Origin of the sequence: Streptomyces sp. DvalAA-43 (assembly GCF_900091725.1) — a bacterium.
Taxonomy (GTDB): Bacteria; Actinomycetota; Actinomycetes; order Streptomycetales; family Streptomycetaceae; genus Streptomyces; species Streptomyces pulveraceus.
In genome coordinates this window covers 72888-91416 of record NZ_FMBW01000076.1, presented here as the reverse complement: position 1 = coordinate 91416, position 18529 = coordinate 72888, and the positions used below count along the sequence as shown (strand labels likewise).

Genomic DNA, 18529 nt, shown 5'->3' with positions numbered 1-18529 from the left:
TCCCAGCGTGGTGAGGACACCACCGGTCCCCGTACCGATGACGACGGCGAGTCGTTCCGGCTCGACCTGCGGAGCACCGGCGTCCTGCCAGGCTTCGCGCGCGCTGAGCAGGGCGACCTGTTCACCGCGGTCCAGCTTCCTGGCCTCGGTCCTCGGAAGCAGGGAGGCAGGGTCCACCGTGAGCCCGGCCGCAACGTGCACGGGCAGGTCCACGGCCCACTCCTCCTCCAGGAACCGCACCCCCGACTTACCGTCCAGCAGCCCGGCCCACGACGACGGCGCATCCGCTCCCAGCGGCGTCATCGCACCGACGCCCGTCACCAGCACCTGACCGTTACGGGTCACACGAGCCTCCTTGAATTGTGTAGACCACATAGTTCATGACTTGCCCTCATGGGGATCATGCCAGCGTCCATATGGGAAATCAGGCTAGGAGTCGACCGATTCGAAAGCGGGAATTTGTCCCAATCAAACAATTACCTAGATCGGACTCGTGGAGTCGCGTCGTCGCTCAGGCGGGTCTGGTGGTCAGGCCCGCCTCGGCGAGGCAGCCGTCCATGAGGTCGCTGCGGTACTGGATGTGCGACAGGACGCTTCGGATGCGCCGGACGAGGTGTTCGGGAGTGCTGAAGGCGACGTTGGAGAGCCGGGCGCGTCGCAGGAGCGACGAGATCCCTTCGACGGGGTCGAGGTCGGGGGGTGCAGGGCGGGAGGTGGTGGATGGTCGGTCAGTCCCGGTCGGCAGCGAACCCCCGCAGGTCGGCAGCCTTGTGAATGTCGAGGTTGTCCCGGATGGGCGCGATCGGGCCGCCGCGCTGCTGATGTGCGGCGATCAGCAGGTCCCGGTGGTCGCGCCAGGAGAAGCTCTCACGGCGGTCGACCCACCACCCTGCGGGTACCGCATGCCCCGGCGATACCGCAGAGAGGTACAGCCCGTCAGCCGCTACGGCACCACGAGTTCAACCTGAGTGACCGGCGATCCATTGCCGGAGAGAGTGGGTGAATCCCTCCGAAATCGCCTGACGATATGTCAGAAGAGTCGGCAAGTGGTCAGCACGAGTCCTGAAGAACCCGGGGAACGCTGCCCGGACATACGGCTTGTTGTGGGATGGGGGAACAGCCCTTGACCTGCAAAACGCGGGCAGGGGGGCTAGATTCGGGAGCACCTCGATGCTGCGTACCATGTTCAAGTCGGCCGAGATCTAGCATCTGGATATTTATGCAGGTCAGAGGCTCAGGCGATTCACGGAAGGCCGTACTTCGCCCTGCCGAAAGGGAAGAAGATCCGCACGGTGGATCTGCCCCTCGGTAGCCGAGGAACTCAAGCGTCACATCGATACGTTCCCGCCGGTGGAGGTGGAGCTGTCGTGGGGGAGACCGGAGGGAGAGAGGAAAGAAGTTCTCCCTGCTGCTCACCACGCGCTTCGGCAACGCCGTCGCGGTGAACGCATGGAACACGTACATCTGGAAGCCCGCCTTGGCTCAGGCGGGCGTCATCCCGCCCCGTGCCGAGGGGGCGAAAGCCTGGCAGTGGGCGGCGGCCCCGAAGGACGGTTTCCGTGTGCTGCGGCACACCTACGCCTCGATCATGTTGGAAGCCGGAGAGTCCGTCGTGACCCTGGCTCGGTGGCTCGGACACTCCTCACCGGCGATCACCCTCGGTTAGTATGCTCACTTCATGCCGGAAGCCGGCAGCAAGGGGCGCGGCACGATCGACGGTCTGTTGGGGAACGGGGAGACCGGCTCGTCAGCCGAAACCCCCCGGATTCTCCCCAGCGCCGTTGGCCGGTGATTCCTACCTCTACGCCCCCGGAGAGGCCTTCCGTGGATTGTAAGGCTGAAGAGATTGGTGGCCTGGGAAAGTGTTGGAAGAAGTCGTAGCGACTCGCTATGTCACGCCTTTGCGTGAGGGTGGCTCGCTCCCCGGGATCGTCGAGGCCGACGACTTCGGCACGTACGTCATGAAATTCACCGGCGCCGGACAGGGGCGCAAGACACTGGTCGCGGAGGTGATCTGCGGACAGCTCGGCCGGCGGCTCGGGCTGCGCGTCCCCGACCTGGTGCAGATGCAGCTGGACCCGGTCATCGGCCTCGCCGAGCCCGACCAGGAGGTGCAGGAGCTCCTGAAGGCCAGCGGCGGGCTCAACCTCGGGATGGACTTCCTGCCCGGCTCGATCGGCTTCGACTCGCTCGCCTACCAGGTGGACCCGGAGGAAGCCGGACGGGTCGTCTGGTTCGACGCGCTGATCAACAACGTCGACCGGTCCTGGCGCAATCCGAACATGCTGATCTGGCACGGCGACCTCTGGCTCATCGACCACGGCGCCACCATGATCTGGCACCACAACTGGCCCGGCGCCCAGGCGTCCGCGGCCAAGCCGTACAACGCCTCCGACCACGCGCTGGCCCCGTTCGCGCCCGACATCGCGGCGGCCGCCGCCGAGCTGGCCCCGCTGGTCACCGAGGAACTCCTCACCGAGGTCGCGGCGGACGTCCCCGACGAGTGGCTGGTGGACGAGCCGGGCTTCGACAGCACCGACGAGCTGCGCCGCGCCTATGTGGCGGCACTGCTGCCGCGCGCCGCGACCATCCACGAGCGCATCACGCTGGACGGTCCCACCGAGCCCAAGCCTTCCCAGGCCCCCGGCTGGCTCACCGACCACCTCACCCCCTGGCCGCACCCCACCAAGAAGAACGACAAGGACGGCCGGCGTTGAGCGAGCGCGATGTCTTCGAGTACGCGCTGCTGCGTGTGGTCCCGCGGGTACAGCGCGGCGAGTTCTTCAACGCCGGCGTGGTGGTCTACTGCCGCGCCCGGAGCTTCGTCGCCGCCCGCACCCATCTCGACGAGACCAAGCTGAGGGTCCTGGACCCGAGCGCCGACGTGGTCGGCGTACGGGCCGCCCTGCGCGCCGTCGAGGGCGTGTGCCGCGGCGGTACGGACGCGGGCCAGGCGGCCCGGGACGACGTCGGCCGCCGCTTCCGCTGGCTGATCGCGCCGCGCTCCACTGTCGTCCAGCCGGGCCCCGTGCACAGCGGCCTGACGGCCGACCCGGAGGCCGAGGTCGAACGGCTGCTCGATCTGCTGGTCCGCTGATCCGCCGCCCCGCGACGCCGCCCGCGACCACCGCGCGAGCGGCGCCGCCGGGTGTGACATGCGCCCCGGCGGCCGCGCGCCGTTGACACCGGGTGCCAGGGCTTCTAGCGTCTCGTCTGCTGAAGGTACTAAGCGGTTGCTCAGCCATCGGGAAGGTTCGGCGCTCGGGATTCCGCGCCGGGGTGCCCCGACGTCCGCTGAGCGGCGATCCAAGGGCGAGGAGAACCAAGCATGTCCACCACCGAGCAGCGCGTCGCCATCGTGACCGGAGCGGCGCGGGGTATTGGCGCCGCCACCGCGGTACGCCTGGCGGCCGAGGGCCGCGCCGTCGCGGTACTCGACCTCGACGAGGCGGCCTGCAAGGACACCGTCGAGAAGATCACCGCCGCCGGCGGCACCGCCCTCGCGGTCGGCTGCGACGTGTCGGACAGCGCCCAGGTGGAAGCCGCGGTCGCGCGGGTCGCCACCGAGCTCGGTGCCCCGACGATCCTCGTCAACAACGCGGGCGTACTCCGCGACAACCTGCTCTTCAAGATGACCGAGTCCGACTGGGACACCGTGATGAACGTGCACCTCAAGGGCGCGTTCCTGATGGCCAAGGCCGTCCAGAAGCACATGGTGGACGCCAAGTTCGGCCGGATCGTCTCGCTCTCCTCCTCCTCGGCGCTCGGCAACCGCGGCCAGGCCAACTACTCCGCGGTCAAGGCCGGTCTGCAGGGCTTCACCAAGACCCTGGCCAAGGAGCTCGGCAAGTTCGGCATCACGGCCAACGCCGTGGCCCCCGGCTTCATCGTCACCGAGATGACCGCCCAGACCGCGGCCCGGGTCGGCATGGGCTTCGAGGAGTTCCAGGCCGCGGCCGCCACCCAGATCCCGGTGCAGCGCGTCGGGCACCCCGACGACATCGCCAACGCCATCGCCTTCTTCACGGGTGACCAGGCGGGCTTCGTCTCCGGCCAGGTCATGTACGTCGCCGGCGGACCGCTCAACTGACCCGAAGGGCTACGGAACATCATGACTGTGCAGGACAGCGGGAAGGTCGCGCTCGTCACCGGGGCGAGCCGGGGCATCGGCTACGGGATCGCCGAGGCACTGGTGGCCCGCGGCGACCGGGTGTGCATCACCGGACGCGGCGAGGACGCGCTCAAGGCGGCCGTCGAGCGGCTGGGTGCCGACCGGGTGATCGGCGTGGCGGGCAAGGCCCACGACGAGGCGCACCAGGCGGTGGCCGTCGAGCGCACCCTGGAGGCGTTCGGCCGGGTCGACTTCCTTGTCAACAACGCCGGTACGAATCCGGTCTTCGGGCCGCTCGCCGACCTCGACCTCGATGTCGTCCGCAAGGTCTTCGAGACGAATGTGGTCTCGGCGCTCGGCTTCGCGCAGCGGACCTGGAAGGCCTGGCAGAAGGAGAACGGCGGGGCGATCGTGAACATCGCCTCGGTCGCCGGTCTCTCCGCCTCGCCCTTCGTCGGCGCGTACGGCGTGAGCAAGGCCGCCATGGTCAATCTGACCCTTCAGCTGGCGCATGAGTTCGCGCCGGTCGTCCGGGTCAATGCCATCGCTCCCGCGGTCGTGAAGACGAAATTCGCCCGAGCGCTGTACGAAGGCCGTGAGGAGGAGGCCGCCGCCGCGTATCCGCTCGGACGGCTGGGGGTTCCCGAGGACATCGGCGGCGCCGCCGCGTTCCTCACATCGAGCCAGGCGGAGTGGATCACGGGACAGACCCTGGTGGTCGATGGCGGAATCTTTCTCAACGCGGGCGTGGGCTGAACCGGCCTGAGCTGATTTGGCCCTGATTGACTCAAGTGCCCTGCCGGGCCTGCGGATTGACCCGGCGGGGCACTGCGGTATGGTCTGCCGACCCATGGCTGATCGAGGAGCGTTCACGTGTTCTACCGGGCCAGTCTGCAGGCCGCTGCAGTCCTTGCTTCCCTTTCACTGCTGGCAGGCTGCGGACTTCTTTCCGACAGCGGTTCGAAAGTCGAGCAGAAGATAGTCGTCGGTACGACCAGTGAGCCCTCGACCCTCGATCCGGCGGCGGCGTGGGACAACTCCTGGGAGCTGATGCGGAATGTCTTCCAGACCCTGGTGAGTTTCCCCACGGGCAGTACGAGCCCCGAGCCCGATGCCGCGGAATGGTGCAAGTTCACCGATACCACCAGCACCTCCTATCGGTGCAAGATCCGCGCGGGGCTGAAATTCTCCAATGGGGACGCGCTCGACGCCGAAGCGGTGAAGTACTCCATCGACCGGATCACGGAGATCAAGTTCAAGGGCGGCCCGGTCGGCATGCTCGGTTCGCTCGATCGCGTGGAGACGAAGGGGGACGACATCGTCGTTTTCCACCTCACCAAGCCGGACGCCACGTTCCCCTTCATTCTCGCCACGCCCGCGATGTCACTGGTGGCCCCCGGCGACTATTCCAGGCACAAGATCCGCACCGATGGAAAGATCACCGGATCCGGTCCTTATCTCCTTGATTCGTACAAGCCCGGTGACCGGGCCGAACTGGTGAAGAACCCGGACTACAAGGGATTCGCCGACCGCAAGAACGACGCGGTGACCATCCGGTACTTCAAGGAGTCCGCCCCCGTGGTCGCGGCGCTGCGGAAGAACAAGATCGACGCGATCTACCGCGGCCTCACCGCCGAGGAGGTCGTCAGCCTGGAGGACAACCAGGACAAGGACAGCAATCTGCAGATCGTCGAGACGGTCGGCGCGGACATCCGGTTCCTGGTCTTCAACCCCAAGGACCCGGCGGCCGGGAACGTGGCCGTACGCCGGGCCATCGCCCAGCTCATCGACCGTGACGCCCTGGTGGCCAAGGTCTACCAGGGCACGGCCGAACCGCTGTACTCCATGGTCCCCAAGGGGATCGCCGGACACACCACCAGCTTCTTCGACGCCTACGGCGACCCGGACCAGGGCGAGGCCAAGCAGATCCTGACCAAGGCGGGCATCACCAAGCCGGTCGAGCTGACCTTCTGGTTCACCACCGACCGGTACGGATCCTCCACCGCCCCCGAGTTCGCCGAGCTGAAGCGGCAGCTGGAGAGCTCCGGACTGTTCAGGATCACCCTGAAGAGCAAGCCCTGGAAGACCTTCCAGGAGGGCTTCACCAAGGGCGAGTACCCCGTCTTCGGCCGCGGCTGGTTCCCCGACTTCCCGGACCCGGACAACTTCATCGCCCCGTTCGTCGGCAAGGAGAGCATCACGGGGATGCCGTACCTGAAGGACGAGATCAGCAAGGAACTGCTGCCGCAGACCCGCAAGGAGAGCGACCGGGGCGCGGTCAGCAAGCAGTTCGAACGGGCCCAGCAGATCCTGGTCGACGACGTGCGGCTGCTGCCCCTGTGGCAGGGCAAGCTGTACGTCGCCTCGGGCGAGGACATCGGCGGCGGCGAGCGCGCCCTGGACCCGCAGACGGTCATGCAGATGTGGGAGCTGTACCGCAAGGCCAGCTGGTAGGCCCCCGACGGGGCTGGCAGGGCGCGTTGTCAGTGGCCCCCGGTAGGTTCTCGGGTGAAAAGCTGATTGCTTACCGGAGGTTGTTGAAGTGACCGACACCGACCTGCTGCCCGAGTCCTGGAGCGGCGTCCTCGGCGAAGAGCTGCAGAAGCCGTACTTCAAGGAGCTCACCGAGTTCGTCGAGGAGGAGCGGGCCAAGGGGCCGGTCTATCCCCCGCGCGACCAGGTCTTCGCCGCTCTGGACGCCACCCCCTACGACAAGGTGAAGGTCCTCGTCCTCGGCCAGGACCCGTACCACGGGGAGGGGCAGGGGCACGGGCTGTGCTTCTCCGTGCGGCCGGGCGTGAAGACGCCGCCGTCGCTGCGGAACATCTACAAGGAGATGAAGGAGGAGCTCGGTCTTCCGGTCCCGGACAACGGATATCTGATGCCCTGGGCCGAGCAGGGCGTCCTCCTGCTCAACGCCGTGCTGACGGTGCGCGCGGGCGAGGCCAACTCGCACAAGGGCAAGGGCTGGGAGAAGTTCACCGACGCCGTGATCCGCGCGGTCGCGTCGCGCCCCGACCCGGCGGTCTTCGTGCTCTGGGGCAACTACGCCCAGAAGAAGCTTCCGCTGATCGACGAGGAGCGCCATGTGGTGGTGAAGGGGGCGCACCCCTCGCCGCTCTCGGCCAAGAAGTTCTTCGGCTCCAGTCCGTTCCGGCAGATCAACGCGGCGGTGGCCGCGCAGGGGCATGAGGCCATCGACTGGCGCATCCCCGACCTGGGCTGAGACCCGGGCTCCGGACCGGTCGGCGGCGGGCGTCCGGCGACCGGTCCGGGACGCCCGCCCGAGCCTCAGCGGGATCCGCCGCACCTGCGGCTAGCGTCGAACGGTAACGGGGGGACGGGCGCTCAGGGAGGTCGCGGTGACGGAGCAGCGGGAGGCGTCCAGGGACGCCGTCATGACCAGGATCGGCCAGGCGATCATGCTGCTGCACGGCGGCGACCGGGAAGAGGCCCGCAACCGCCTCGGCGTGCTCTGGTCCGAGATCGGCGAGGACGGTGACGCCCTGCACCGGTGCACCCTCGCCCACTACATGGCCGACACCCAGGACGACCCCGGCGATGAACTGGCCTGGAACCTGCGGGCGTTGACCGCGGCCGACGAGCTGACCGACGAGCGGGCGGCCCAGCACCCCGATGCGCCCGCGGTGTCTGCCTTCCGCCCGTCGCTGCATCTCAATCTCGCCGCCGATTACGTGAAGCTCCGGCGACCCGACGCGGCGCGGTTCCATCTGGACCGCGCCCGCGCCGCTTCCGGCGTGCTCGCGGACGACGGGGCGGACGACGGGTACGGGGCGGGGGTGCGGGCGGCGATCGTGCGCCTGGAGCTGCGGCTGGGCGAACTGTGAGGGTGGCCCGTCCATGGCGGACGGGTCATCGCTCGTTCCTGCGTTCCGGGCTCAGCGGCCGTAGGTGTCGTCGCAGATCCGGGACTGCGGGCTGCCCGCGGGCCAGTGCCCGTAGCCCCGTCCCAGCGCACAGATGTCCGTACCCGCGACGGGGGGCGGCGGAGCCGGGACGGGCACGGTCACGGCGGGCGGGGCGTGGCGCGGCCGGGGCCGCGTAGCGGAGGGATACCGCTGCTGCTGCCGTTGCTGCTGCTGTCGCGGCGCGCGGGGCACGGAGCGGCGGGTGTCCGGTGGCGCGCCGTCCGTGCGGTGGGACGCGGAGGCAGACGGCTCGGGCGTCGGTACGGCTCCCAGGGAGTCGTGGACGGGGGGCAGCACGATCTGCGGAGACAGGTCCTGGGTGGGCCCACTGGACCGGGGTCGGGGCGGAACGTCCGCTCGCGGCTGCACGGACACACAGCCGGACAGCGTCGTGACGGCCATGCCGACCAGCAGGCTCACGGTGATTCTGGTTCGTTGCACCTGATCACTCTGAGGCGCGGACGGGGCTCCGGTGGGCCGGTCGGCCGGGATTGGCCCACATGGGTGACGCCGGTCAGCGCGGCGCCCACTGCGGTCCCAGCATTCCGCTCAGCAGTTCGGCGAAGCCGGTGCGCAGGTCCTCCTCGCTGGGGACGGAGCGGTTGAACGACCCCGCGGCGCACGAGAACATCAGCCCCTCGCACCAGGCCACCAGGGACAGGGTGTGCCGCTCCGGCTCGGCCGATCCGGCAGCCGTCAGCAGCGCCATCAGCGGCTGGCGGAACTGCCGGCCCGTCGCGTCGAAGAACTCCCGCAGCTCCGGGCGCCGGGTCGCCTCCAGGGCGAGCTCGTAGCGGCAGATGAGCAGTTCGGGGTGGCGGGTGAGATAGCGGTGCAGCGCCAGCGCGAGAGCGCCGACCAGTGCCGTCGCCCCGAGAGCCGGACCATGCTCCGGGCCGCCGTTCGAACCCTCCCGCGCGCCGCTGTCCGGGGCGGCGCCCGGGACCGGGAGTTCACCGGGGGCGAGCACCCGCGCCTCCCGTTCGGCCAGCCGTCGCACCGCCACCTCCAGCAGGGCCTGCCGGGTCCGGGCGTAGTTGGACGTCGAGCCCTGGGGGAGTCCGGCGTGCTCGTCCACCGCGCGGTGGGTGAGGCCGCGCATCCCGCGTTCGGCGAGGAGGGCTAGGGCGGCGTCGGCGATGAGATCGGCCCGGGAGGTACCGGCGGTGCGTGTGGCCATGGGGCCAACCTACCGTCGGAACTACATCCGTAGTACGGTGAGCCTGTCACTACGGATGTAGTTCCACAGCTCCCGGATTCCGGCGGTCTCGGGTTCCGGGCCTTCCAGGTCCCGGACCTCTTGGGCCTCAGGCCTTCCGGGTTCCGTGATCTCGATGATTCATGGAGGAGTCATGGACAAGCCCCGTGCCGTCGTCATCGGCAGCGGAATCGGCGGCCTCACCGCGGCGGTGGCCCTGCACGACCGCGGCTGGCGCGTCACCGTGCTGGAGCGCGCGGCCTCCCTGGAGCCCGTCGGGGCCGGTATCGCCCTCGCCCCCAACTCCCAGCGCGCCCTGGACGTCATCGGCATGGGCGACGAGATCCGGGCCCTCGCCGCCTGGCAGGGCGAGGGCGGCATGCGCGTCCCCGGTGGCCGCTGGCTCTCCCGTACGGACAGCGCCGTAGCTGCCGAGCGGTTCGGCGGCCCGGTCGTCCTGCTGCACCGGGCCGCCCTCGTCGACCGACTCGTGGCCCGGCTTCCCGAGGCCACCGTCCGGACGGGTACCGCCGCTGAACTGCTGGACCCGGGGACGGCGGGCGGTGCGCCCGCCGTGGTCGGGACGGGGGCCGGGAAGACCGAGGCCGACCTCGTCGTCGGCGCCGACGGCATCAACTCGGCGGTACGGAGGGTCCTCTTCCCCGGTCACCCCGGCCCCTCGTACGCCGGATTCACCACTTGGCGCATCGTCGTCCCCGCGACCGGGCGGCCCTTCGCCCCGCACGAGACCTGGGGGCGCGGGGCCCTCTGGGGCACCCAGCCACTCAAGGACGGCCGGATCTACGCCTACGGAGCCGCTGTCGCCCCCGCCGGGGCCCATGCCGCCGACGGTGAGAGGGCGGAGCTGCTGCGCCGGTTCGGCAACTGGCACGACCCGATCCCCTCGGTCATCGCCGCCGCGGACCCCGGACAGGTGCTCCGCAACGACGTCCACCAGCTGATCGACCCCCTGACCTCCTTCCACCGGGGCCGCACCGTCCTCGTCGGCGACTCCGCGCACGCGATGGCGCCGAGCCTCGGCCAGGGCGGCAACCAGGCCATCGAGGACGCGATCGTGCTCGCCCACCATCTGACGCCGGACGGTGACCTCGGTGCCGGGGCGGCCGCGTACACCGCCGACCGGCTGCCTCGCACAACGGCCGTCGTCCGCAAGTCCGCACGGACCGCCCGGCTGATGCGCCTGACCAGCGCCCCCGCCGTCGCGACGCGTGACGCGCTGACGTCCCTCGCCTCGCGCTTCGTGCCCACCCTGATCCTGCGCACCTTCGACGGGATAGCCGACTGGCAGCCACCGCGGCCCACGTATGCTGCCCCTCGCGAGGCGGACACCGCGCCGGTGGACGCCGAACAGTGAGAGGAAGACCCCTGTGAAGGTCGGCTGCATCGGGCTCGGCGACATCGCGCAGAAGGCATATCTGCCGGTTCTGACCACCCTGCCCGGGGTCGAACTGCATCTGCAGACCCGCACCCCCGCCACTCTGGCCGCGGTCGCCGAGGCCCACCGGATCCCGGCCGCGCACTGCCACACCGACCTCGGATCACTGATCGCCCAGGGGCTGGACGCCGCCTTCGTCCACGCCCCCACGACCGTGCATCCGGAGATCGTGACCCGGCTGCTGGAGGCGGGCGTCGCCACCTACGTCGACAAGCCGCTGGCCTATGAACTCGCCGAGTCCCAGCGGCTGGTGGCCCTCGCCCAGGAGCGCGGGGCGAGTCTCGCCGTCGGCTTCAACCGCAGGGTCGCGCCCGGCTACGCGCAGTGCGCCGAGCAGCCGCGCGAGCTGATCCTCATGCAGAAGAACCGCGTGGGCATGCCGGAGGATCCGCGCACCCTGGTGCTCGACGACTTCATCCACGTCGTCGACACCCTGCGCTTCCTGGCGCCGGGTCCGGTCGAGCACACCGTCGTGCGGGCCAGGATCCGCGAGGGCCTGATGCACCATGTCGTGCTGCAGCTGTCCGGTGACGGGTTCACCGCCATCGGCACGATGAACCGGCTCAGCGGCTCGACCGAGGAACGCCTTGAGGTCTCCGGCCAGGACTCCAAGCGCGAAGTCGTCAATCTCGCCGAGGTGATCGACCACAAGGGGCAGCCGAGCCTGCGGCGGCGCGGCGACTGGGTGTCGGTGGCCCGTCAGCGCGGCATCGAACAGAGCGTGCTGTCGTTCCTGGACGCCGTACGCGCCGGAAAGGTGCTGAGCGCCGAAGACGCCCTGCGGACCCATGAACTCTGCGAACACATCCTGCGCGAGCTGGACTGCGCCTGAGGGCCGTGCCCCGGGGCGGCCGCCGGTCGGCCTCCGGATGCGTCGGGCCCCGCTCCGATGCAGGCTGGGGTGATGGACCGCCGGCCGTGGAGGTGACCTCGTGAGACCTCACGACGAGCCAAAGGGCTGGGGAGCGCTCCAGCCGCCGCCGGGCTACTACTCGGCCGACGGGCGTCCGCCCGACGAGACGCAGCGCGCCCTGATCCTCGACTGGGCGGTCAACCAGCGGATCGCGAGCGGCTGGCGGGTGGAATCCCGCTCCGGGACACAGGCCGTCATGGTCCGGGGACACCCGTTGAACCATGTGCTGCACGCCATCCTGATGGTGTTCACCTGCTTCCTCTGGGGTGGTGTGTGGCTGGTGCTGGCGGTGACCAACAAGGTCGAGCGGGTCTCGCTCACCGTCGACGCCCGGGGCACCATCGTCTCGGTGAACGGCCCCTGACGGGCGGGGCGTCCGCGCGAGCCCGCCTCACGGCCCCGGGCGGACGACCGGCCCGGCGGCCGCCCCGGCCCGGCCACGCCGCCTGATCGACCGGCCCGCCTCGACGGCGCAGAACGCGGCCAGCACCGCCGCCGCCCCCGGGAGCGGCCAGTCGCCCAGCCGCACGTACAGCGTGGTGCCCGTAGCCAGCGGCACTTCGAACACGGCGGCCCCGCGTGTGTCCGTACCGAGTGGGGCGCCGACCCGCGCGCCCCGCGGGCCGTACGCCGCGCTCACGCCGGTGAGGGTGGCATGCACCACCGGGCGGCCGTTCTCGGCGGCCCTCAGTGCCCCCAGCGAGGCATGCTGTTCGGGTGCCCAACTGTGCTGGAACGACGAGGTGGACGACTGGTCGATCAGCACCTGCGCACCGTCCCGCGTGAGCCGACGGCTCATGTCGGGGAACGCGGACTCGAAGCAGATCAGCGGCCCGATGCGCAGCCCCTTCCCGCCATCGGCCCCGGGCAGTGACATCGTCACCTGCCGGGTGCCCCGCAACCGGTCCTCGCCCGCCGCCCGGCCCAGGGACGTGGCCCAGCCCAGCACCGACCGGGCCGGGATGTACTCGCCGAACGGCACCAGCCGCATCTTGTCGTACCGGTCGCCGGTCAGCCCGTTCGGACCCACCAGCACCGCCGACTTGAAGATCCCCGTCCGGCCCGCTCGGTCGGTCTGCCGGGTGTCCACATTGACCAGCACATCCGCACCCACCCGGCGCGAGAGGGCGGCGATCCGGGCGGTGACGTCCGGGTGCCGTGCGAGGTCCACCCCCACACTGCTCTCGCCCCACACCACCAGATCGAGATCGCGCCCGGCCAGCGAGCCGGTCAGCCGCTCACTGAGTGCGAGCCGGCGCCCGGCGCCGTCGGCCCCCGCGAACACACCCGGCTGGACGACGGCGATCCTCGCCACGCCCTTCTCCTCGGGCTGCGGCGCCCACCTCGCCGTCGACGCCACGGCCAGCGCGCACACCACGAGGCCCACCGCGGCCACCGTGCGGGCGGCCGCGGTCACGAACAGCAGGGCGACCGCCGTGTTCACCGCCACCACCACGAGGCTGACCAGCCACACACCGCCCACGGACGCCACCCGGAGCGCGGGAGCCACCTGCCACTGACTGGCGCCGAGCAGCCCCCAGGGACCGCCGAGCGCCTCCCACGAGCGGGCCAGTTCGATCATCAGCCAGCCACAGGGCACCACGACGAGCGCGCGGACGGCGGCCGGGGCGGAGACCGCCCCGCCCAGAGTCCGGAAGACCAGCAGCCCCCAGGGAGCCCACAACAGACCGAGCAGCGCCGCCAGGACCACGATGAAGACATGGAGGCTGGGCATCAGCCAGTGATGCACCGCGAGCATGTAGCCGGTGCCGCCGAGCCAGCCCTCCAGCGCCGCGCGGCGCCCCGTGCCGGCGGACCGCAGGAGGAGCAGCCACGGAACCAGGCCGACACCGGCGAGCCACCACAGGGACGGCGCGGGAAACGCGAGTGCGGGCAGCGCCCCCGCGAGCAGTGCGAGACAGCCGCGCCACCGGCCGGACCGTAGCATCCGCTCCCACCGCCCGCTCCGACCGGCCGGAATCCGCATGCCGCGCCTCCTCGTCCTGCCTGCTCAGCAGTCTCCCCCCTGCTTTCCCGTCCCGCAGTTCTTCCCCGGTGCGCGGGAGCGGAAGCACCGGAGGACCGGGATCAGCCCGCGGGGGAGAGGTTCCCCGTGCCGCGCCACTTCTCATGGACGGTCAAGGTACGGATCCGCCATCCGCTGTCCGTACGCGACAGCGTGAACGCGTACCGGCCGCCGGAGACGAAGTTCGGCGTGGTGGTCCGTGGCTCCGCCCCGCTCGTACCGGCCGGGGCGCTCTCCAGCCGCATCGGGTTCAGATAGTCGGCCCGCGCTTCGGCCCGGTCGCCCGGATAGCCGCCCAGGTCCTCGATGTCGAGCCGCCGGTTGACGATCAGGTGCTGACGTACGGGGAAGAGGAGCATCGTCTCCGCCAGCCACCGGGCGACCTCGGGCGCCGGCCCCTCGACACCACCGGCGCTGCGGTAGTCGGCCCGGCCGTCGGCGGTGAACAGCGCCCGGTAGTCAGTCCATTCACCGTCGTCCACCGCCCTCGCGTAGCCGGTGAGCACTGCGTCGATGGACAGCCGGTCCATCACGGTCGCGAGATCCACGCGCTGTGTCATCGGGTCAGTGTCCGCCCGCCGGTGTGCCAGGCCAAGAGGCGTGCACGCACGGCGGGGCGGCGCCGTCGTCAGCAGGGCACCACGGCGACCGGGCCGAGCGCGTGGGTGAGCGTGGTCTGGGCGACGGGGGAGAGCCCGAGCCCGAGGGACTCGCCGCCCCGGCGCCGCCCGATCACGGTCAGCGCGGCGGTCGCCGACGCCGTGACCAGGGTGCGCGAGGCGGAGCCGCCGACCGGCTCCCTGACGACGTCGACCTGCGGGTACTTCTCCCGCCACCCGGCGGTGAGTTCCGCGAGGGTCCGTTCGGCCGAGTCCGCGACCGCGTCCCGGTCGAAGGCGGGGCCGCCGGACAGGATCGAGGAGAACATCGTCCAGCCGTGCACGATCCGCAGTCGCGCACCGGGGCGTGCGGCGGCGGTCTCGAAGGCGAACTCCAGAACCCCTTCGCTGCTCTCGTCGGCGGCCACCCCCGCGACGAGGTCGGTGGGCGCCTCCGCCCGCTCTGCCGCGTCCTCGTCGGACGGCCCGCTGTGGACCACGACGACGGGGCAATCGGCCATCGACGCGGTCGCCAGGCTGTTGGAGCCGAGCAACAGGGACCGGAAGCCGCCCAGACCGCGCGAGCCGACGACCACCAGCGAGGCGTTGCGGCTGAGCGAGGTGAGCGCCGCGGAAGCGAAGTCCAGCGGCGTCAGCGTCGACGGGCGCAGCTCCGGAGCGATCTCGGACACCCTCCGTACGGACCGGTCGAGCAGCTCCTCCGCCTCGCGCCGCTGCGTGTCCTGCGCGACACGGCGGTCGGGCGTCCGGGCGTGCACGATCGTCAGCCCGAGCCCCCGGCGTACGGCTTCGTGGGCGGCCCAGTCGAGCGCCTCCAGGCTGTGCGACGAGCCGTCGACTGCGGCGATCACGGGATGATCGGTGCTGGTCATGATTTCCCTCCAGATTCCGGCGGTGCATGTCCCAGGCTGGTCGGAGCGGACACGGTGCGGCAGGGACTTTCGACCCTATCTGCCCGGAAGATCCGGGGCATTCCGCCGGCCTCGTAGGGCCCCTCTGCCCCGGCCCTTTGACCTTCCCCCCGGGGCAGACCCCAGCATCGGCACCCGGTTCCGAGGAGAGGGAGAGACCCGGATGGAAACGCGTTGTGTCGTGCTCGACATCGGCGGAGTGCTGGAGGTGACCCCGGCGACGGGATGGGACGAGGAGTGGGAGCGGCGGCTCGGCCTGCCGACGGGATCCATGCACCGGGGACTGGACGACATCTGGGAGGCCGGGAGCGTCGGAAGGATCACCGAGGACGAGGTCCGGACCCGGGTCGCGGCGGTGCTGGGCCTGGACGCGGTGCGGACGGACGCCTTCATGGCCGACCTGTGGGACGAGTACCTCGGCAGCCCCAACGAGGATCTGATCGCCTACGTGCGAAGCCTCCGGACCCGTTGCCGCCTCGGCATCCTGAGCAACAGCTTCGTCGGGGCCCGGGAGAGGGAGCAGAGGCTGTACGGCTTCGGTGATCTGGTGGACGACATCGTGTACTCGCACGAGATCGGGGTCGGCAAGCCCGCGGCGGCTGCCTTCGAGGTGACGTGCGCCCGGCTGGGCGTCCGGCCCGGGGACTGCCTCTTCGTCGACGACGCCGAGGCGAACATCGCCGCGGCGGAGGCATTCGGCATGCGGGGACTCCTGTTCACGGACAACGCGGAGACTGTCGCGGGCATCGAGGCGCACCTGGCGCGCCGCTGCGCTCCGTGAGGCCCGTCGCCCACCACCCCCCGATTGTCAGTGCCGGGTGCGATCCTGCCCCCATGGACGAGCTGATGCGGCAGCGGCGCGTGTACGGCGCCGACCATGACGATCCCGACCCGGGGCCCCGGCCGGGTCACAGCTACCGGGAGCTGGTGGGCGGCCCGCTCGACGGCCTGCTGCTCGACGTGACGGGCTGGACGGACCGGCCGCTGCGCGAGGGTGCGGCGCTGACCACGGAGATCGGGCGGTTCGGTCCGGGCGGCAGAGCGGAGTACGGGCCGCGCGACGGCGACCCCGACCGCTGGGACTGGCGGGGCGACATACCCTGATCCGCCAGGGTGTGCGGGCGGCGGCCGGGCCTCCTCGACGGCCCGGCACTTCGGCGCGTGAACGCACGCGCCTCATCAGGACCGATCGCCTGAACCGCTCGATACTGGATGTATGGCACAGAAGACATCCGGACCGCATGCCCCGCCGACCCTGACCGTCAAAGGCCGGAACGTACGCGTCCGCACCATCGGGGCCCTGGTACTGGCGGGGCTCGCGATCTGGTTCATCGCCGCGAACACCGGCTCGATCGCCATCCGGCTGTGGATTCCCACCGTCACCCTGCCGCTCTGGGCGGTACTGGCCGTGACCCTGGTCGTCGGTCTGGTCCTGGGCGGATACCTGTTCCGCCGCCGTGCGAGGCGCTGACCCTGCGGCCCGCCCCGGGGTCCGCCCGCTCGGCTGATTGCCCCAGCACAGGTCGAGCGGTTCCGCCTGTCGTGGATGAGTGGTGCGACTACCCGTTCTCCCTCCGGGTGCGCTTCTCGCCGAGCGATGTCTAGGCTTGTTCCGGTGGCCCACTGGGCACGTCCGGCGCGGTGCAGACGACACCCCGGCCAGCAGCGGTCACCCTCTCGTCCGGCGATGGTGGTCATCGACACCTCGCGGACTTCCTCCTAGAGGGAAGAGGAATCGAGTATGAGTTCACATCGCATCCGCACGAGCGCAGCGGCGATCGCCGCTGTGGTGGCCCTCCCGCTCTCGCTCGGCGCTTTCGCTCCACAAGCGTCCGCGGACACACCGAGTCCGTTCGGTACCGGATGTTCCTCGCTGCCCAACAGCGGCAAGGGCAGCACCACCGAGATGTCCAAGGAACGTGTGGCGAGCGCGGCGGCCAACAACCCGAAACTGACCAAGCTGGCACTCGCGTTGAAGGATGCCGGGCTCACCACGAAGCTCAACGACGCGAAGCACATCACGGTCTTCGCTCCCACGAACGCGGCCTTCGACAAGGTCTCCAAGATGCAGCTCGCCGACCTCCTCAAGGACAAGGCGCAGCTGAAGAAGGTCCTGACCTACCACGTCGTGGACAAGGCCATCACCCCCAGCGAGCTTCCCAACGGCAGCTTCAAGACGCTGGAGGGCTCCACGCTCAAGACCTCCGGGTCGGGCGAGTCGTTCAAGGTCAATGACACCGCGAAGATCGTCTGTGGCGACATCAAGACGGCCAACGCGACGGTGTACCTCGTCGACGAGGTCCTCATGCCTCCGTCCTAGCGGCAGTCCTTCTCCCGGCCCCGGTCGGCCGGTAGGAGGTGTACGGCCCTGCCTCGGCGCTCCGCGGAGGCAGGGCCCGTCACTGCCGAGCGCGTCCTGTCTAGCCCGCGGACTCGCCCGCGTGCGGGCTCAGCACACCCGCCGCCACCAGGGCGAACAGCAGGATGCCGAGCAGCACGCGGTAGATGACGAACGGCATGAAGCTCTTGGTGGTGATGAACTTCATGAACCATGCGATAACGGCATATCCCACACCGAACGCGATGACGGTCGCGAAGATCGTCGGCCCCCACGCCACATGCCCCTCGCCCGCGTCCTTCAACTCGAAGACCCCCGAGGCGAGCACCGCCGGGACCGCGAGCAGGAAGGAGTACCGGGCCGCGGCCTCGCGGGTGTAACCCATCAGCAGACCACCACTGATGGTGGCTCCGGAGCGGGAGACGCCCGGGACCAGGGCCATCGCCTGGCAGAAACCGAAGATCAGGCCGTCCTTCACCCCGAGTTCCTTGAGCGTCTTGCGCTCCTTGCCGGCCCGGTGCTTCCCGCCCACCTCGTCACGGGCGGCGAGACGGTCGGCGAAGCCCAGGACGATGCCCATCACGATCAGCGTGGTGGCGATCAGCCGCAGATCGCGGAACGGGCCCTCGATCTGGTCCTTGAACGTCACACCGAGCACGCCGATGGGGATGGAGCCCACGATGACCAGCCAGCCCATCTGGGCGTCGTGGTCGCCGCGCATCGACCGGTCGGTCAGCGAACGGAACCAGGCCGAGACGATCCGGACGATGTCCTTGCGGAAGTAGATGAGGACTGCCGCCTCCGTGCCGATCTGGGTGATGGCGGTGAACGCCGCACCCGGGTCGTGCCAGCCGGCGAACGCTGCGGTGAGCCGCAGATGTGCGCTGGAGGAAATCGGCAGGAACTCGGTCAGTCCCTGAACGAGGCCCAGGACGAACGATTCGAACCAGCTCATGGGGCTTTGGCCATCCCGGAGGTGATCGTGCATCGGCCGACGGCGAGGCCGTCGGCAGCGTGCGCATTGCGG

General features: G+C 70.2%; 22 protein-coding genes and 1 pseudogene. 15 read left to right on the top strand and 8 right to left on the bottom strand.

The annotated features are described in order from the left end of the window. A partial coding sequence (locus GA0115234_RS32715; protein WP_305123109.1) for a beta-ketoacyl synthase N-terminal-like domain-containing protein occupies window positions 1-345 on the bottom strand: 345 nt, incomplete at its 3' end. Window positions 346-511: 166 nt separating this feature from the next. Then, window positions 512-878, bottom strand: a pseudogene (locus GA0115234_RS44520) (transposase); the annotation flags it as partial. Window positions 879-1441: 563 nt separating this feature from the next. Here GA0115234_RS44520 and GA0115234_RS43920 point away from each other — a divergent pair. From GA0115234_RS43920 to GA0115234_RS32665, 8 genes are all read left to right on the top strand, one after another. Further along, window positions 1442-1666: a hypothetical protein gene (locus GA0115234_RS43920; RefSeq protein WP_237541909.1), complete on the top strand. Its 225-nt coding sequence runs from the start codon at window positions 1442-1444 to the stop codon at window positions 1664-1666. 196 nt (window positions 1667-1862) lie between these two features. Then, window positions 1863-2717, top strand: coding sequence for a HipA family kinase (locus GA0115234_RS32695; protein WP_176729339.1), 855 nt, complete (start codon window positions 1863-1865; stop codon window positions 2715-2717). Further along, window positions 2714-3097 carry a DUF3037 domain-containing protein gene (locus tag GA0115234_RS32690; RefSeq protein WP_093548969.1) on the top strand — a complete coding sequence of 128 codons (384 nt, stop codon included), beginning with the start codon at window positions 2714-2716 and terminating at the stop codon, window positions 3095-3097. Before GA0115234_RS32695 ends, GA0115234_RS32690 begins: the two co-directional genes overlap by 4 nt. Before the next feature lie 231 nt (window positions 3098-3328). Then, window positions 3329-4090 carry a 3-oxoacyl-ACP reductase FabG gene (gene fabG, locus GA0115234_RS32685; RefSeq protein WP_093548967.1) on the top strand — a complete coding sequence of 254 codons (762 nt, stop codon included), beginning with the start codon at window positions 3329-3331 and terminating at the stop codon, window positions 4088-4090. Between the two features lie 21 nt (window positions 4091-4111). Continuing rightward, entirely contained in the window at window positions 4112-4867 is a 756-nt protein-coding gene (locus GA0115234_RS32680; RefSeq protein WP_093548965.1) for an SDR family oxidoreductase, read from the top strand. 117 nt (window positions 4868-4984) lie between these two features. Then, window positions 4985-6565, top strand: a complete 1581-nt coding sequence (locus GA0115234_RS32675; RefSeq protein WP_093548964.1) for an ABC transporter substrate-binding protein — start codon at window positions 4985-4987, stop codon at window positions 6563-6565. 88 nt (window positions 6566-6653) lie between these two features. Beyond that, window positions 6654-7337, top strand: a complete 684-nt coding sequence (locus GA0115234_RS32670; RefSeq protein ID WP_093548962.1) for a uracil-DNA glycosylase — start codon at window positions 6654-6656, stop codon at window positions 7335-7337. Window positions 7338-7473: 136 nt separating this feature from the next. After that, window positions 7474-7959, top strand: a complete 486-nt coding sequence (locus GA0115234_RS32665) for a hypothetical protein (RefSeq protein ID WP_093548960.1) — start codon at window positions 7474-7476, stop codon at window positions 7957-7959. 51 nt (window positions 7960-8010) lie between these two features. Here the strand turns inward: GA0115234_RS32665 and GA0115234_RS32660 are convergent, their stop codons facing one another. After that, on the bottom strand, window positions 8011-8481 hold the full coding sequence (locus tag GA0115234_RS32660; RefSeq protein ID WP_256088881.1) for a hypothetical protein: 471 nt from the start codon (window positions 8479-8481) through the stop codon (window positions 8011-8013). A gap of 73 nt (window positions 8482-8554) precedes the next feature. Next, window positions 8555-9220 carry a TetR/AcrR family transcriptional regulator gene (locus GA0115234_RS32655; RefSeq protein WP_093548956.1) on the bottom strand — a complete coding sequence of 222 codons (666 nt, stop codon included), beginning with the start codon at window positions 9218-9220 and terminating at the stop codon, window positions 8555-8557. Between the two features lie 172 nt (window positions 9221-9392). Between GA0115234_RS32655 and GA0115234_RS32650 the strand changes: the two genes are divergently transcribed. From GA0115234_RS32650 to GA0115234_RS32640, 3 genes are all read left to right on the top strand, one after another. Continuing rightward, window positions 9393-10613, top strand: coding sequence for an FAD-dependent monooxygenase (locus GA0115234_RS32650; RefSeq protein ID WP_093548954.1), 1221 nt, complete (start codon window positions 9393-9395; stop codon window positions 10611-10613). Between the two features lie 13 nt (window positions 10614-10626). Continuing rightward, window positions 10627-11526: a Gfo/Idh/MocA family protein gene (locus GA0115234_RS32645; protein ID WP_093548952.1), complete on the top strand. Its 900-nt coding sequence runs from the start codon at window positions 10627-10629 to the stop codon at window positions 11524-11526. Window positions 11527-11626: 100 nt separating this feature from the next. Continuing rightward, on the top strand, window positions 11627-11971 hold the full coding sequence (locus GA0115234_RS32640; protein ID WP_093548950.1) for a hypothetical protein: 345 nt from the start codon (window positions 11627-11629) through the stop codon (window positions 11969-11971). A gap of 27 nt (window positions 11972-11998) precedes the next feature. On the opposite strand, the gene lnt is transcribed toward GA0115234_RS32640, so the two are convergent. The 3 genes from lnt to GA0115234_RS32625 all read right to left on the bottom strand — a co-directional run bounded on the left by lnt (window position 11999) and on the right by GA0115234_RS32625 (window position 15125). Further along, on the bottom strand, window positions 11999-13594 hold the full coding sequence (lnt, locus tag GA0115234_RS32635; RefSeq protein WP_093548948.1) for an apolipoprotein N-acyltransferase: 1596 nt from the start codon (window positions 13592-13594) through the stop codon (window positions 11999-12001). A 101-nt stretch (window positions 13595-13695) separates the two neighbouring features. Then, the gene (locus GA0115234_RS32630) at window positions 13696-14193 is read right to left on the bottom strand and encodes a nuclear transport factor 2 family protein (RefSeq protein ID WP_093548946.1); all 498 of its coding nucleotides are present in this window, start codon (window positions 14191-14193) and stop codon (window positions 13696-13698) included. A gap of 68 nt (window positions 14194-14261) precedes the next feature. Then, window positions 14262-15125, bottom strand: a complete 864-nt coding sequence (locus GA0115234_RS32625; protein WP_093548944.1) for a universal stress protein — start codon at window positions 15123-15125, stop codon at window positions 14262-14264. Between the two features lie 202 nt (window positions 15126-15327). Between GA0115234_RS32625 and GA0115234_RS32620 the strand changes: the two genes are divergently transcribed. From GA0115234_RS32620 to GA0115234_RS32605, 4 genes are all read left to right on the top strand, one after another. Continuing rightward, window positions 15328-15945: an HAD-IA family hydrolase gene (locus GA0115234_RS32620; protein ID WP_093548942.1), complete on the top strand. Its 618-nt coding sequence runs from the start codon at window positions 15328-15330 to the stop codon at window positions 15943-15945. A 53-nt stretch (window positions 15946-15998) separates the two neighbouring features. Beyond that, a complete protein-coding gene (locus GA0115234_RS32615) occupies window positions 15999-16268 on the top strand; it encodes a hypothetical protein (RefSeq protein ID WP_093548940.1) in 270 nt (89 codons plus the stop codon). Between the two features lie 112 nt (window positions 16269-16380). Further along, window positions 16381-16635, top strand: coding sequence for a LapA family protein (locus GA0115234_RS32610; protein WP_093548937.1), 255 nt, complete (start codon window positions 16381-16383; stop codon window positions 16633-16635). A 270-nt stretch (window positions 16636-16905) separates the two neighbouring features. Then, window positions 16906-17484 (top strand): fasciclin domain-containing protein, encoded by a 579-nt coding sequence (locus GA0115234_RS32605; protein WP_093548935.1) that lies wholly within the window; start codon window positions 16906-16908, stop codon window positions 17482-17484. A 100-nt stretch (window positions 17485-17584) separates the two neighbouring features. Here GA0115234_RS32605 and GA0115234_RS32600 read toward each other — a convergent pair whose 3' ends face one another. Continuing rightward, window positions 17585-18457 carry an undecaprenyl-diphosphate phosphatase gene (locus tag GA0115234_RS32600; protein ID WP_093548933.1) on the bottom strand — a complete coding sequence of 291 codons (873 nt, stop codon included), beginning with the start codon at window positions 18455-18457 and terminating at the stop codon, window positions 17585-17587. Between the last annotated feature and the right edge of the window lie 72 nt (window positions 18458-18529).